Origin of the sequence: Sphingomonas eleionomae, assembly GCF_049889035.1 — a bacterium.
In the GTDB taxonomy this organism is placed as follows: domain Bacteria; phylum Pseudomonadota; class Alphaproteobacteria; order Sphingomonadales; family Sphingomonadaceae; genus Sphingomonas.
Map to the genome: position 1 here is coordinate 488,761 of NZ_JBLTWP010000003.1, position 13,714 is coordinate 502,474.

Genomic DNA, 13,714 nt, shown 5'->3' on the forward strand with positions numbered 1-13,714 from the left:
GCGCCTATCCCGCCGTAAAGGTCAGGCCGGCATGGTCGATCAACCGCTTGCGCAGCGGTTCCGCCATCAGGCCGCCGGCAGTCCGTACGCCGCCATTGCCCTCGACCGGCACGTCGCGCAGCAGGCACAGCGCGCTCTGGGCGATCATCTTGGATGTCGATCCATAGCCGGGGTCGCGGTCGCCGGTGACGACCGCCTCGACCCGCGCGCCATCCGCCATCTCGCCGATGAACAGGATGTCGTAATGGCCGGCCTCGCGCTCCTCCCTTGACGGTCCCTCGCCGGGTTTCGGCCCCTTGTCGCCCGCCATGGGATTGAGCTTGGCCAGCGCCTCTGCCGCCGCCTTGCCCATGTCGCCCAGGCCCGCCACGACCATTTCGTCATAGACGAAATCGGTGCCATAGGCGTGATCGAGCAGCGCGTTGGTGCGGTGCACATTCTTGGTATTGATCGTCGCCATGATGAACGGCGCGACCCAGCCGCCGACCGCCGGATCATATTCGGGCAGCATCCCCTTTGGCTGATCCGGCCCACGAAATCCGGGGGTCAGCGCAAAGGGATCGAGCAGCAGCTTGAACGTGCCGGGATCGCGCGCCGCCGCCGCCATGGTCGCCTTGGCACTGGCAAAGGTGCCGCCGGAAAAGGTGCCCTTCATCACCCGGATCCGGCATTTGACGCGCGGGGCCGGGCGGCCGAACTTTGCGCGTGCCGCCTCCTGCAACGTATGGACGCCCAGGTCGAAGGGGATGGAATCGAACCCGCAGGAAAAGACGATGCGCGCGCCCGAATTGGCCGCGGCGGCATCATATTTGTCGATCATCTGCCGCATCCACGCCGGTTCGCCGCACAGGTCGACATAGGCCGTGCCAGCCTCGGCGCAGGCGGCCAGCAGCGGTTCGCCATACAACTGATACGGGCCCACGGTGGTGATGACGACGCTGGCCCGCGCGACCATCGCTTTCAGCGCGGCGGGATCATCGGCATTGGCGGCGATCAGCGGCAGGTCGGCCGGCGCACCGATGGCGCTGCGGACTTCCTGCAGCTTGGTCAGCGATCGTCCAGCCATCGCCCAGCGGATCGGCCCGTCGCCCTGATGCTGCACCAGATATTCCGCCACCAGCTGGCCGGTAAAGCCGGTCGCGCCATAGACGATGATATCGAATTCGCGGCTCATGATCCTCTCCTTTGATCCGAACGCAGCCGAGTTTGGACGCAATGCGCCGCCTTGGCCAGTCCGCTACGGCACGGCGGGCCCGGGCATCAGGCGAAACCAGTCCACATCGATTTGCCCGTCGCCGGCGGCCGGATTGTAGCAGGCCAGCGCGATCTGTTCGCCCTGAAAGGTGCCCGTTCGCCAGTCGAACTGCATCGGGAAACTGCCGCCCAATGCCTGCCAGCGTTCGCCATCCTGGCTATAGGCGGCGCTCGCCCGGCTGCTGGTGAAATCCATGTCCAGACGCATCCACAGCCGCGTCGCCTTGACCGGCTGGGCGGTGATACGGCGATCAACCCGGCGCTGCTTGCCCTGATCCTCGGTCACTTCCATCGTCAGCAGCGTCTCGCCCGCCGCGCTGCGCTCGGCCAGGATGCCGCCGCTATATTTGCCGAACAGCGTCAGGCCGCACCGGTCGCCGGGTTTCAGCCCGGCAAGGTCCATCGCCGCTATCGCCCGGCTGCGCGGTCCCTGCGCTTTCTGAACAAGCGTGTTGGGCGCCAGCCACAACTCGGGCGCCTTCGTTGCCTTTAGCCGCAGAAAGCCGGGCCGTTCGGTCAGCGACCATCGGTCATCCTGCGGGTTGTGATTCCATTGCCATTGCAGGCCAAGGCGCGGGGCCGCGAAATCGTCATCGGCGCGTGGCTGCGCCAGATGCTGCCCGGCGATCGGCTTCGCCGCGCGTTCGGGTACCCGGCCCGGTGCACCAGGCGTGCCCCAGACAGGCCAGTCGTCGACCCAGTGAACCGGGCTGATGTTCGTCATCCGCCCTATCGCGCCGGCATCGACCATGACAAACCCGACATGGCTGCCATCGGGCAGGTCGACCAGCGCGCCCTGATGCCCGCCGGTCGTATCGTCGATCTGGTTGCGGGTTTCCCACGGCCCCTTGATGCTGCGCGCTCGCGACACGGTAAGGCCCAGCCGCCGAGGGATCGCGTTGAACAGATACAGCCATTCGCCGCGCCGGATGATCTTCGATCCCTCCGCCCCCTCGATATAGCCGATCCTTTCCGATCGCAGGATGCGGCGATACCCGGCGTCCAGCGTATGCAGCGTCAGCGTTCCGTCTGCGCCGGTCGCGCTGACGATATGGCCAGTGCCATCGGCATCGAAATGCAGCGCGGGATCGAACCCCGCCTGATTCAGCTGCGTCATCGTCCATGGACCGCGCACGTCGCGCGCGCGATACAGGCGGGTATTGTGGCCGACCGGCGTCACCGCGATGAAAAACTCGCCGCGATGGTAGCGCATCGATGCGGCGAACAGACCACGGCGATAGGCATTGCCAGTGCGCAGATCATATTCAGGCCCGTCCAGCCGCTGAACGACATGACCGGCGATTGTCCAGTTGATGAGGTCGCGCGAGTGCAGGATGGTCATGCCCGGCGCGTTGGCGAAGGTGGTCATTACGAAATAATAATCCGCGCCCACCCGGATGATGTCCGGGTCAGGATAATCCGCATAGAGCACGGGATTGCGATAGGTGCCATCGCCCTGATCCGATTGCCACACCTGTGGCATCGCTGTTGCCGGCGGCAGGGCCAGGATCGCCATCCCCAGTGCCGTCATGATGAAGCGCATATCCCCTCCGTCCTGCCTTTTTTCAGGATGGAACCGGAGCGGGGCCGGGTAAAGGTTTTTGTCTGATTATATTGTGCGGGGTCAGGCCGCTTCGTTGAACTGCAGGCTGGCCAGGCGGGCATAAAGGCCGTTCTGACCGATGAGTTCGCCATGCGTGCCCGTTTCGACGATCCGGCCGCCGTCCATGACGATGATCCGGTCGGCCGAACGGACCGTCGCCAGCCGGTGCGCGATGACCAATGTCGTGCGCCCCCGGACCAGCCGGTCGAGCGCATCCTGCACCAGCCGCTCGCTTTCCGCGTCCAGCGCACTGGTCGCCTCGTCCAGAAGTAGGATGGGCGAATCGCGCAGCAGCGCACGGGCGATGGCAATGCGCTGCCGCTGACCGCCGGACAGGCGCGCGCCGCCCTCGCCCAGATAGGTGTCCAGGCCCATGGGCAGTGCCTTCAGGAACTCTGCGGCATTGGCTGCGGCGGCCGCTGCCCAGATGTCATCCTCGTCCGCGTCCCAGCGGCCATAGCGCAGATTGTCGCGTGCCGATGCGGCAAAGATCACCGTTTCCTGGGGCACCACTGCAATGCGGGTGCGCACCTCCGCCGGATCGGCCAGCCGGATCGGCACGCCGTCCACGGCAATCTCGCCCGCTTCGGGATCGTAGAATCGCTGGGCGAGCTGAAACAGCGTCGACTTGCCGGCGCCCGACGGGCCGACCACGGCCACCGTCTCGCCCGGCTTTACGTCCAGCGTGAAATCATTGAGCGCGGCGGTTTCGGGGCGGGTGGGGTAATGGAACCCGACCCCGGTGAACCGGATCGAACCAATGGGCGGCTGGGGCAGGGAAACCGGATTGGCGGGCGGCGCGATGCTCGGTTCTTCGGCCAGCAATTCGGCAAGCCGCGCAGCCGCGCCCGATGCACGCAATAGGTCGCCATACACCTCGGTCAGCGCGCCGAATGCCCCGGTCACCAGTCCGGCGGTCAGGACAAACGCCGTGATCGCGCCCCCGGTCAGGCGGCCATTGGCGACATCGGTCACCGCGTCCCACATGATCAGCGTGACCGCCCCGAACAGGATGCCGATGACGAGTGCGGTCATGATGGCACGCGTGCCGAACCGCTGGCGGGCGGCGGCAAAGCCGCGTTCGACCGCTCCGGCAAAGCGATCCGCCTCGCGCCGTTCCTGGCCGAACGCCTGCACGATCTTCATCGCGCCCAGCGTTTCCGACGCGGTCGATCCGATATCGGCCACCCGGTCCTGGCTGGTCCGGCTGAACCGGCGCAGCTTGGACCCCAGCCAGACGATCGGCAGGATGATGACCGGCAGGCCGACGATCAGCATCGCTGCCAGTTTCGGTGCCAGGGCGAACAGATAGATGATCCCGCCAATACCAACCAGCAGGTTGCGCAGCGCGACGGACACGGTGGTGCCCACCACCTGTTCGACCACAGCCGTATCGGCGGTCAACCGCGACGCGATTTCCGACGGGCGGTTCTCCTCGAACCAGCCGGGGGCAAGGCGCAGCAAATTGGTCTGCACCGCAATGCGCAGGTCCGCCACGGTGCGTTCGCCAAGCCACGATACGAAAAAGAATCGCATCGCCGTCGCGATCGACAGCACGCCGACCACCATTAACAGGCGATAGAAATACGGCGCGATCGAGGCGGGGTCCGCGCCGACGCGAAAGCCGTTATCGACCACCTGCTTGAAGGTATAGGGGATGTACAGCGTCGCCGATGCCGCCACGATCAGCGCCACGATCGCCAGCGTCAGTTGCAGCGGATAGCGCGCGACGTAACGCCAGACGATGGAGAGGTTGCTCAGCTTTCTTTTCGGAGGAGACGACGGGCTGGCGGTCGGAACGGCTTCGGACATGGCGCTGGCCTAGCCGATGCGCGCGCCGGTTGGAACCGGGACTTTGGTCAATCTTACTGGACCAGCCAGGTTGCGGCCGGCACGTCGCCACGCCAGTCGAACCGCGCACGGCGGTGCCCGGCGGATGACAGCCACAACCATTCCAGCGTGTCGAAAACCACCTCGACCAACACGAACTGGGCGCGGGCCTGCTCCTCATCCTCGATCGCCGGTGCGGGGACGGGCGCGGATACCGGCGTGCCGGGGGCAGGCTGAATGGCGTAACAGGCGCGGGCACCGGGGGCAGAGCGGGCCCATGCCGCCTCCGCCGCCGCATCGCCGCTGTGGATGGCGGCGGTGCCGGACAGGCGCAACTGCACCTGCGTTCCCCGGTCATAGGCATGAAGCGCCACGCGCGGCTGATGCTGGATTTCCGACACCTTGGCGCTGCGCCGGTCGGTATGAAAGCGGATCAGCCGTGCCGCCGGATCAAAACCGCGCAGGACGACGGTGCGCACCGATGGCACGCCGTCCGCGCCAACCGTCGCCACGTTCAGCGTACGGAACGGGCTTTTCCGGTCCACCACCCCGCGCCGCAATAGGCGAAATGCCTCGTCCAGCGTTGCATCAAGGTCATCGGCATGGGCAGGAAATGGCTGCATACCGCCGCAGATGGGGATCACGACGCGGATTGAAAAGCGGCGGCTTCAGGTCCCGCAATGATGCGCCTGCGTATTCGGCACATTGCACCGCAGCGGACAGGGCGTATAACCCTCCTCAACCGCAAAAGCGGACATCAGGGGCCAAAGGCAGGATCGAATGTTATACAACGCCTATGAACTCCAGCGGTCGATGCTGGCCGGGGCCAGCGCGTTCGCCAATTTCAGCGCCGGATTGCTGAACAACCCCGCCAACCCCTTCGCCTATTTCGGCGGCGGCCCGGTGCTGGCCAGCGCGCTTGAGGTATTCGCCCATGCCGCCGCCCCGCGCGGCAAGCCGGCATTCGGCCTGCACCAGACGGAAATCGAAGGGCGGACGGTCGCGGTGCATGAGGAAATCGTGCTGCGCAAGCCGTTCGGGCAGCTCAAGCACTTTGTCCGCGAAGGCGTGACCGGCGGGCCGAAACTGCTGATTGTCGCCCCGATGTCGGGCCATTTCGCCACGCTGCTGCGCGGCACGGTGCAGCGGATGCTGCCCGAAGCGGACGTGTACATCACCGATTGGCGCGACGCGCGTCAGGTGCCGCTGAGCGACGGCAGCTTCGATCTGGATGACTATATCGACTATGTCATCGAGTTCCTGGCCCATATCGGGGCAGAGGGCGATGCACGGGCGCATGTGCTGGCCGTGTGTCAGCCATCGGTGCCCTGTTACGCCGCCGCCGCGCTGATGAACGCGGACGGGCATCCGAACCGCCCACTGACGCTGACCATGATGGGCGGCCCCATCGACACGCGTGAGGCGCCGACGGCGGTCAACACGCTGGCGACGGAACGGCCGCACGCCTGGTTCGAACAGAATGTGATCGCCACCGTGCCGATGACCTATCCGGGCGCGGGGCGGCAGGTGTATCCCGGGTTCCTGCAACTTGCCGGGTTCATGACCATGAACCTTGGCAACCACATGATTTCGCACTGGGAAATGTTCAAGCACCTGGTGGCGGGCGATGGCGACAGCGCGGATGCGACCATGCGCTTTTACGACGAATATCGCGCGGTTTGCGACATGACCGCCGAATTCTATCTTCAGACGATCGATGTGGTGTTTCAGCGGCACGCCCTGCCCAAGGGCGAGATGACGCATCGCGGCCGCCCGGTCGATCCCGCTGCAATCACTGACACCGCGATCCTGGCGATCGAGGGGGAGCGGGACGATATTTCCGGCCTGGGCCAGACAAAGGCCGCGCTGACGCTGGCGAAAAAGCTCGCCCCCGCCATGAAGAAATATCACATGGCCGAGAGCGTCGGCCATTACGGCATCTTCAACGGCAGCAAATGGCGGACCCGCATCGCGCCGGTGATGATCGAATGGATGAAAAAGCACGGCGGCTGACCCGCCGTCGGGCGTGTCTGACCGGTCAATCCCAGGCGATGGCGATCCAGCCATAGGCAAGCCAGATCAGCAGTCCCCAGACCGCAAGCACGATGGCAATCCCGCCCCAGCTGACCGGGCGGCGGGCCGCCCGTTCCGCGGCGGCGCGATGTTCGGCCATCAGCGCGGGTGGGATCATCCGCGTCATCACCCACATCCCGGCCGGGATCAGCACCGCCTCGTCCAGCAGGCCGATCACGGGGATGAAATCGGGCACCAGGTCGATGGGGGACAGGGCATAGGCCGCGATGAACAGGCCGATCAGCCGGGCGGCAACCGGCGTCCGCGGATCGCGCGCGGCCAGCCAGATGGCGTGGGATTCCACGCGGATTCGGTGGGTTAGGCTGGGACCGTGCATCCTGCCGTCATCGGGCGCGCCTGACCGATCGTCAAGCGCGCCCGCGGTGCCGGGTTACAGCGTCGTTTCGACGTGCCGGCCGGCCTCATCCGGCTTGATCTTCATGCCGGTCAACATCTTCAACTTGCCGGTCAGGCTTTCATCGCCTTCCCAGATTTCCGCATCGTTCAGCTCGAAACGGAGCATCAACAGGCTGGGGTCGTTGCGCCCGCCGTCGAACCATGCCTCGACCATCGGGGACCAATAGCGGTCGATGACGGCCGGGTCGGTTTCCGGGACGATCCGTCCGGAAATACAGGCGAACAGCTTGTGGTCCTTTGACGCGAACTGGGCCATGGCCGATCCGCCGGATGCCAGCCGATTGTCCCGGCTGGTATAAAACCAGAACTTGCCATTCGCGTCCTCGTCCAGGATCGCGGTCATCGGCAGGGCGTGGTCGAAACTGTCGTCCAGCCGCACCATCACGAACGGACTGGCCGCCATCTTCTTCCACATCCGCTCGCGCACTTGCGCAACATCGCCATTGTCCATCTTGTCCATCAGACGCTCCTTTCCGGGGGGTATGCGCGTCGAACGGGCGGATGGGGGACGGGTTCCGCGATCAGAACCCGAATGAAGCGAACAGGGCGATCCGGTCCCCGGAATTGGCGCGATCCGCGATGGGCGGCGCGGGGGTGTCGAACCGGACATTCGTGCCGGTATAGCGGGCGCCGACGGTTGCCGGCCCGATCACATATTCGGCGCTGACGCCCCAGTCGGTATAGCTGCCGCCCGGGCGCAGGCGATTGGCGCGAACCGGGTCATCCACCGAACCGGTCGACCGGCCGACATGCGCGGACAGGGTCCATGGCGTTGCAGGCACGCCAACGCTGCCCCGGGCGGACAGGTAAAGATTGTCCCCGCCAATGCTGCTCTGGTCGGGCGCATAGCTGGCCGACAGGTCGACCTGAACCGGGCCGAGCGAACCGCCCACCTCTCCGTTCAATTCGCCATAGGCCGTGTCGTCGCTGCCGGGAAAGAAATGGCCGATCACGCGGCCGCGCAGCGTGAACGGGCCGGCATCCTCGCTGATCCCCGCGATCAGGTCGATGGCGGCATCCGCGCCGCCATGGCGGGCGCTGTTGCGGGTGGAAACGGCACGGGCGGCGATATCCACGCCGCTGACCGTGACCGAACCATAGATGTCGAGTGCAGGATCCCCGTCGCTCCACGACAGGCCACGCCGCCGATGATCGGTCGTTGCCTCGATCAGCAGGGCGGCGTCGGTTCGGTCCTGTGCAACGGCCGGCGTTGCGGGGATGGCCGCCGCCAGACAAGCGGCGGCCAGGATCAGCGTCTTTGGATCAGTCATTCGACGCGACTACTGCCAGCCGATCGATTTCGGCAAGCAGTGTCGCGCGGTCTTCGCTGGCAATCGCGGCCAGCCGTTGCTGGATCGCGGGCGCACGGCCGGCAATCGCGCTGTCGATCTGGCGTCCAAGCGCACGGCAATCGCCGGCGATGGTGCCCTTCTGGCTGCGGTCGGTGGCGACCAGACGCGCGGGCAGCGTCGATCCGGTGACCGACCGTTCAACCTTGACCACTGCCTGCCAGTCGCACTGTTGCGTGCTGGCCCGCATCGGCGGAGCGATCCCGCGCTGGCGGGTTTCAATCTCGACCGTCGCACCATAGGCGGCGGTCACGTCGCGGCCCTGATGCTGGATTGTCACTTGATGGGCGTCAATGGGAACGGCCAGGGCGGCGATTGCCGACGCTGCGGCCAGGATCATCTGCATCTCGTTTGGCTCCTGCGGTGTGGCCCCCTCTTTGGCGGGGGGCCTGGCACCTTACATAACAGCCAAAGCCGGCGCGCGATCCTCAAAGGCTGTGGTTATAGCCATAGCCTTTGCCTATAACTGGTCACAGCACCTCGAACAGGCCGGCCGCGCCCATGCCGCCGCCGACGCACATGGTCACCACGACGTATTTCGCGCCGCGCCGCTTGCCCTCGATCAGAGCATGGCCGGTCATCCGCGCGCCGCTCATGCCATAGGGGTGGCCGATGGAAATGGCGCCGCCATTGACGTTCAGCAGCTCGTCCGGAATGCCCAGCTTGTCCTGACAATACAGGACCTGCACCGCAAACGCCTCGTTCAGTTCCCACAGGCCGATATCGTCTATCTTGAGGTTGAACCGCTCAAGCAGGGCGGGGATGGCATAGACCGGGCCGATGCCCATTTCATCGGGCTTGGTGCCCGCCACCGCCATGCCGACATAGCGGCCCAGCGGGGTCAGGCCGCGCTTTTCGGCGACCTTTTCCTCCATCAGCACGGATGCCGACGACCCGTCCGACAGCTGGCTGGCATTGCCCGCCGTAATATGGGCGTTCGGGCCCATGACGGGCTGAAGCGCGGCCAGACCCTCTGCCGTGGTGTCGGCGCGGTTGCCCTCGTCCCGGGTCAGGGTCACTTCCTTGGTGGAGACCTCCTTGGTCTCCTTGTTGACGACGTTCATCGTCGCGGTGACCGGAATGATCTCGTCGTCGAACTTGCCCGCGGCCTGCGCCGCTGCCGTCCGCTGCTGCGAACGAAGGCCGTATGCGTCCTGGCGATCCCGCCCGATGCCATAGCGGGTGGACACAATCTCCGCGGTCTGCAGCATCGGCATATAAATGTCGCCGTGCATCGCCAGCAATTCGGGGTCCGGCGCGATCCGCATCTGCGGCGTCTGGACCAGGCTGATGCTTTCCACCCCGCCACCGATGGCGATGTCCATATTGTCGGTGATGATCTGCTTGGCCGCCGTGGCAATCGCCATCAGGCCCGATGCGCACTGACGGTCAACCGACATTCCGGCAACGGAAATCGGCAGGCCGGCACGCAGCAGCGCGTTGCGGGCGATGTTCCCCGCCTGGCTGCCCTGTTGCAGCGCCGCGCCGAAGATCACGTCCTGAACCTCTGCCCCGTCAATCCCGGCGCGTTCGACGGCGGCCTTGATCGAATGGGAAGCCAGCGTCGGGGCGGGCAGGTTGTTGAACGCGCCGCGATAGGCGCGGCCGATGGGCGTGCGGGCGGTGGATACGATGACGGCTGAACGCATGGGTCCGGTTCCTCTCGGTTATGGGGTATCGATGAAAATCTGGCTGATCCATTCGGCGATCAGGGCGGGTTTTTCCTGTCCCTCGATCTCCACGGTGAATTCGGTCGTCTGTTGCCACTGGCCGGGTCGCTTTTCAGTGACGGCCAGCAACTTGAAATGGCCGCGCACCCGGCTGCCCGACCGGACGGGGGTCAGGAAACGGACACGCTCCCCGCCATAATTCACGCCCATGCGCAGGCCCCGGATCTGCGGCATTCCGGCGCTGTCCGACAACATGGGCATCAGCGCCAGGGTCAGAGAGCCGTGCGCGATGGTGCCGCCGAACGGCGTTGCCGCCGCGCGTTCGGGATCAACATGGATGAACTGGTGATCGCCCGTCGCCTCGGCAAAACGGTCGATCATCGTCTGGGTCACCGTCACCCAATCGGATACGCGCACCGACCCGGCGGTTGCTGCATAATCCTGGATGGTCAGCGTCTGCACGGCATTCCCCTCGGCGCACTTTCGTCGCATAGCGCCTGACCATGATCTAGGTCGGGGCAGGGCATGGTTGCAAGCCTCGGCTGACCGAGCAAACGAAAGCATAGAAAGTCCTAGCGTCAATGTCCCTAGAATCCATGGTCGCCCTGCACCGCGCCAGCGAACCCGATGTTCTAAAACCCCTGATCGAGCGTGCGCGGACCACCCCTGAGTCGCGCGGGCGCATCGTTGCCGAAGCATCCGGCCTGATCGCCGAACTGCGCGCGGCGCAGACGCGGGGGTGGGTGAACCAGTTTCTGCAGGAATATCGCCTGAACTCGTCAGAGGGGGTGGCGCTGCTCAGCCTGGCAGAGGCGTTCCTGCGCGTGCCCGACCCGGAAACGGCCGACCTGCTGATCGCCGACAAGCTGGGCGATGCGGACTGGCGCGCCCATGCGGGCAAATCCAATTCCGCGCTGGTGAACAGCGCCACCTGGGGCCTGGTGATGGGCCGCGCGCTGGTGGGCGAGGGGGAGGGCGGGCCGCTGCGCCGCCTGTTGTCGCGGGCGGGCGAACCGTTCGTGCGTCAGGCCGTCGGCGCCGCCATGAAGATGATGGGCGAGGTGTTCGTGATGGGCCGCACCATCGACGAAGCCATGCGCCGCATGAAAAGGCCGGAAAACAACGGCTTCACGGCCAGCTTTGACATGCTGGGCGAAGCAGCGCGGACGGCGGAGGATGCGGAACGCTACTTCGCGGCCTATGGCCAGGCGATCCGTGCCGTGGGCGCGGACCCGGCGGCGGGCCATTCGGTGTCGGTCAAGCTGTCCGCGCTCCATCCGCGATACGAGGTCGCGCAATGGGAACGCTGCGTGCCCGAACTGACCGCGATGCTCGCCGAACTGGCGGCAGAGGCGGCGCGGCTGAACATCGCGCTGACCGTGGATGCCGAGGAGAGCGAGCGGCTGGAAATGAGCCTGGCGATCATCGGCGATGTCGCGCGGCGGCCCGACCTTTCGGGCTGGGACGGCTTCGGCATGGCAGTGCAGGCCTATTCCAAGCGCGCGCGTGCCGTCATCGGCTGGGCCGACGATCTGGGCCGTCCGATGAACGTGCGGCTGGTCAAGGGCGCCTATTGGGACAGCGAGATCAAGCGGACTCAGGTCGAGGGCCTGTCGGATTACCCCCTGTTCACGCGCAAGGCGGCGACCGACGTGTCGTACCTTGCCTGCGCGCGCGACATGCTGGCGGCGCGCAACATCCGCCCGGCCTTTGCCAGCCATAATGCGCTGACGGTGGCGACGATCCTGGATTGGGCGGGGGATTCCCGCGATTTCGAGTTTCAGCGGCTGCACGGCATGGGTGAGGGGTTGTACGAGGGGCTGGTGCAGGAACGCGGCTATCGCTGCCGCATCTATGCGCCGGTCGGCGGGCACCGCGATCTGCTCGCCTATCTGGTCCGCCGCCTGCTGGAAAATGGCGCGAACTCCAGTTTCGTGCATCAGTTGGCCGATGCCGACACGTCGGATGCCGATCTGCTGGCCGATCCGGTGGAAAAGGTGGCGGCGCTAGGCGGGACACGGCATCCCAGCATCCCGTTGCCCCGCGACCTGATGGGCGCATGGCGCAACAGCGAGGGGCTGGACCTGAATGACCGCACCGTGCTGGCGGGCGTTGCCGGTGCGATCGCCGGGGTGCCCTTGCCCGCCGGGAAGGATCGGGGACAGACGCCCGACCGCGCCATCGCACGCGCGCACGCGGCCTTTTCCGCATGGTCGGCAACCCCGCTGGCGGCGCGGGCCGCCGCGCTGGATTGCTATGCCGACCTCATCGAGGCGAACCGGATCGAGCTGATGGCGCTGTGCGTGAAGGAGGCGTTCAAGACGTTGCCCGACGCACTGGGCGAAATCCGCGAGGCGGCGGATTTCTGCCGCTATTACGCGCATCAGGCGCGCACCGGCCTGTCGCCCGTCACCCTGCCGGGGCCGACGGGGGAGCGGAACGAGCTGCGCTTTGGCGGGCGCGGCGTCTGGGCGACGGTCGCGCCGTGGAATTTCCCGCTGGCGATCTTTACCGGCCAGAATGCCGCCGCGCTGGTCGCGGGCAACACCGTGGTTGCCAAGCCGGCGCCGCAAACCCCGCTGATCGCCGCGCGCGCCGTCGAACTGGCGCATCAGGCGGGCATCCCTGCCGATGCGCTGGTGCTGGTGACCGGCGGACCGGAAGTCGGCGCTGCGCTGGTTGGCGATCCCCGCGTCGCGGGCGTCGCCTTTACCGGATCGACCGCCACGGCAAAGAAGATCGCGCGCAGCCTGCTGGATGACGAGACGCGGCCAATCGTGCCGCTGATCGCGGAAACGGGTGGGATCAACGCGATGATCGTCGATTCCACCGCCCTGCCCGAACAGGTGGCGGCCGATGTGCTGACCAGCGCCTTTCGCTCGGCGGGGCAGCGTTGTTCCGCGCTTCGCCTGTTGCTGGTGCAGGAAGAGATCGCCGATGGCATGATCCGGATGCTGAAGGGCGCAATGGACCAGCTTCGCCTGGGCGATCCGGCCGATCCGTCGAACGATATCGGCCCCGTGATCGACCGTGCCGCCTATGACCGGCTGATGACCTATCGCGAAAGCCAGCGGGCGCGCTGGGTTCATACCGTCGATGCGCCCGCCGACGGCTTGTTCGTTCCGCCGACGATCATCGGGCTGGACCGGCCGGAGGACCTGACCGCCGAATGGTTCGGACCGCTACTCCACATCGCCACGTGGAAAGCGGGCGCGCTGGCCGAAACCATCGCGCGGGTGAACGCCAGCGGCTATGGCCTGACCATGGGCCTGCACAGCCGCATCGCCCGCGCCGCCGACCTCATTGAGGCTGAGGGGAGGGCGGGCAACCTCTATATCAACCGCAGCATGATCGGCGCGGTCGTCGGCAGCCAGCCGTTCGGCGGCGAGGGGCTGTCGGGCACCGGGCCAAAGGCGGGCGGCCCGCATTACCTGCACCGGTTCTGCGTCGAGCGGGCGATCAGCGTCGATACGACCAGCGCCGGCGGGAACGCCAGCCTGCTCAGCCTGGAGGATTGA

General features: G+C 66.2%; 12 protein-coding genes and 1 pseudogene. 2 read left to right on the forward strand and 11 right to left on the reverse strand.

Features of this window, described 5'->3' with window-relative positions; genetic code table 11:
• Window positions 1–4 precede the first annotated feature (4 nt).
• The 5 genes and pseudogenes from ACNI3Q_RS10590 to ACNI3Q_RS10610 form a co-directional block, all read right to left on the reverse strand.
• On the reverse strand, window positions 5–1,174 hold the full coding sequence (locus ACNI3Q_RS10590) for a saccharopine dehydrogenase family protein (RefSeq protein ID WP_426276455.1): 1,170 nt from the start codon (window positions 1,172–1,174) through the stop codon (window positions 5–7).
• A gap of 63 nt (window positions 1,175–1,237) precedes the next feature.
• Window positions 1,238–1,969, reverse strand: a complete 732-nt coding sequence (locus ACNI3Q_RS10595; RefSeq protein WP_426276694.1) for a beta-xylosidase family glycoside hydrolase — start codon at window positions 1,967–1,969, stop codon at window positions 1,238–1,240.
• Window positions 1,949–2,797 (reverse strand): annotated as a pseudogene (locus tag ACNI3Q_RS10600) (glycoside hydrolase 43 family protein); the annotation flags it as partial. The pseudogene ACNI3Q_RS10600 and the gene ACNI3Q_RS10595, both read right to left, overlap by 21 nt.
• An 81-nt stretch (window positions 2,798–2,878) precedes the next feature.
• Complete coding sequence (locus tag ACNI3Q_RS10605) at window positions 2,879–4,669, reverse strand: ABC transporter transmembrane domain-containing protein (protein ID WP_426276457.1); 1,791 nt, start codon at window positions 4,667–4,669, stop codon at window positions 2,879–2,881.
• Window positions 4,670–4,722: 53 nt separating this feature from the next.
• Window positions 4,723–5,331: a pyridoxamine 5'-phosphate oxidase family protein gene (locus tag ACNI3Q_RS10610; RefSeq protein WP_426276459.1), complete on the reverse strand. Its 609-nt coding sequence runs from the start codon at window positions 5,329–5,331 to the stop codon at window positions 4,723–4,725.
• 136 nt (window positions 5,332–5,467) lie between these two features.
• Here ACNI3Q_RS10610 and ACNI3Q_RS10615 point away from each other — a divergent pair, with 136 nt between their 5' ends.
• Window positions 5,468–6,700, forward strand: a complete 1,233-nt coding sequence (locus ACNI3Q_RS10615; RefSeq protein WP_426276461.1) for a polyhydroxyalkanoate depolymerase — start codon at window positions 5,468–5,470, stop codon at window positions 6,698–6,700.
• A gap of 25 nt (window positions 6,701–6,725) precedes the next feature.
• On the opposite strand, the gene ACNI3Q_RS10620 is transcribed toward ACNI3Q_RS10615, so the two are convergent.
• The 6 genes from ACNI3Q_RS10620 to ACNI3Q_RS10645 form a co-directional block, all read right to left on the reverse strand.
• Entirely contained in the window at window positions 6,726–7,064 is a 339-nt protein-coding gene (locus tag ACNI3Q_RS10620; RefSeq protein ID WP_426276463.1) for a YkvA family protein, read from the reverse strand.
• A gap of 87 nt (window positions 7,065–7,151) precedes the next feature.
• On the reverse strand, window positions 7,152–7,637 hold the full coding sequence (locus ACNI3Q_RS10625) for a pyridoxamine 5'-phosphate oxidase family protein (protein WP_426276465.1): 486 nt from the start codon (window positions 7,635–7,637) through the stop codon (window positions 7,152–7,154).
• A 61-nt stretch (window positions 7,638–7,698) separates the two neighbouring features.
• Window positions 7,699–8,448 (reverse strand): TorF family putative porin, encoded by a 750-nt coding sequence (locus tag ACNI3Q_RS10630; RefSeq protein ID WP_426276467.1) that lies wholly within the window; start codon window positions 8,446–8,448, stop codon window positions 7,699–7,701.
• The gene (locus ACNI3Q_RS10635) at window positions 8,441–8,866 is read right to left on the reverse strand and encodes a hypothetical protein (protein WP_426276469.1); all 426 of its coding nucleotides are present in this window, start codon (window positions 8,864–8,866) and stop codon (window positions 8,441–8,443) included. The genes ACNI3Q_RS10630 and ACNI3Q_RS10635 overlap by 8 nt, the downstream gene beginning before the upstream one ends.
• 130 nt (window positions 8,867–8,996) lie before the next feature.
• A complete protein-coding gene (locus ACNI3Q_RS10640) occupies window positions 8,997–10,175 on the reverse strand; it encodes an acetyl-CoA C-acyltransferase (protein ID WP_426276471.1) in 1,179 nt (392 codons plus the stop codon).
• An 18-nt stretch (window positions 10,176–10,193) separates the two neighbouring features.
• Window positions 10,194–10,658, reverse strand: a complete 465-nt coding sequence (locus ACNI3Q_RS10645; RefSeq protein ID WP_426276473.1) for a MaoC family dehydratase — start codon at window positions 10,656–10,658, stop codon at window positions 10,194–10,196.
• Window positions 10,659–10,792: 134 nt separating this feature from the next.
• Between ACNI3Q_RS10645 and putA the strand changes: the two genes are divergently transcribed.
• Window positions 10,793–13,714: a bifunctional proline dehydrogenase/L-glutamate gamma-semialdehyde dehydrogenase PutA gene (putA, locus tag ACNI3Q_RS10650; RefSeq protein ID WP_426276696.1), complete on the forward strand. Its 2,922-nt coding sequence runs from the start codon at window positions 10,793–10,795 to the stop codon at window positions 13,712–13,714.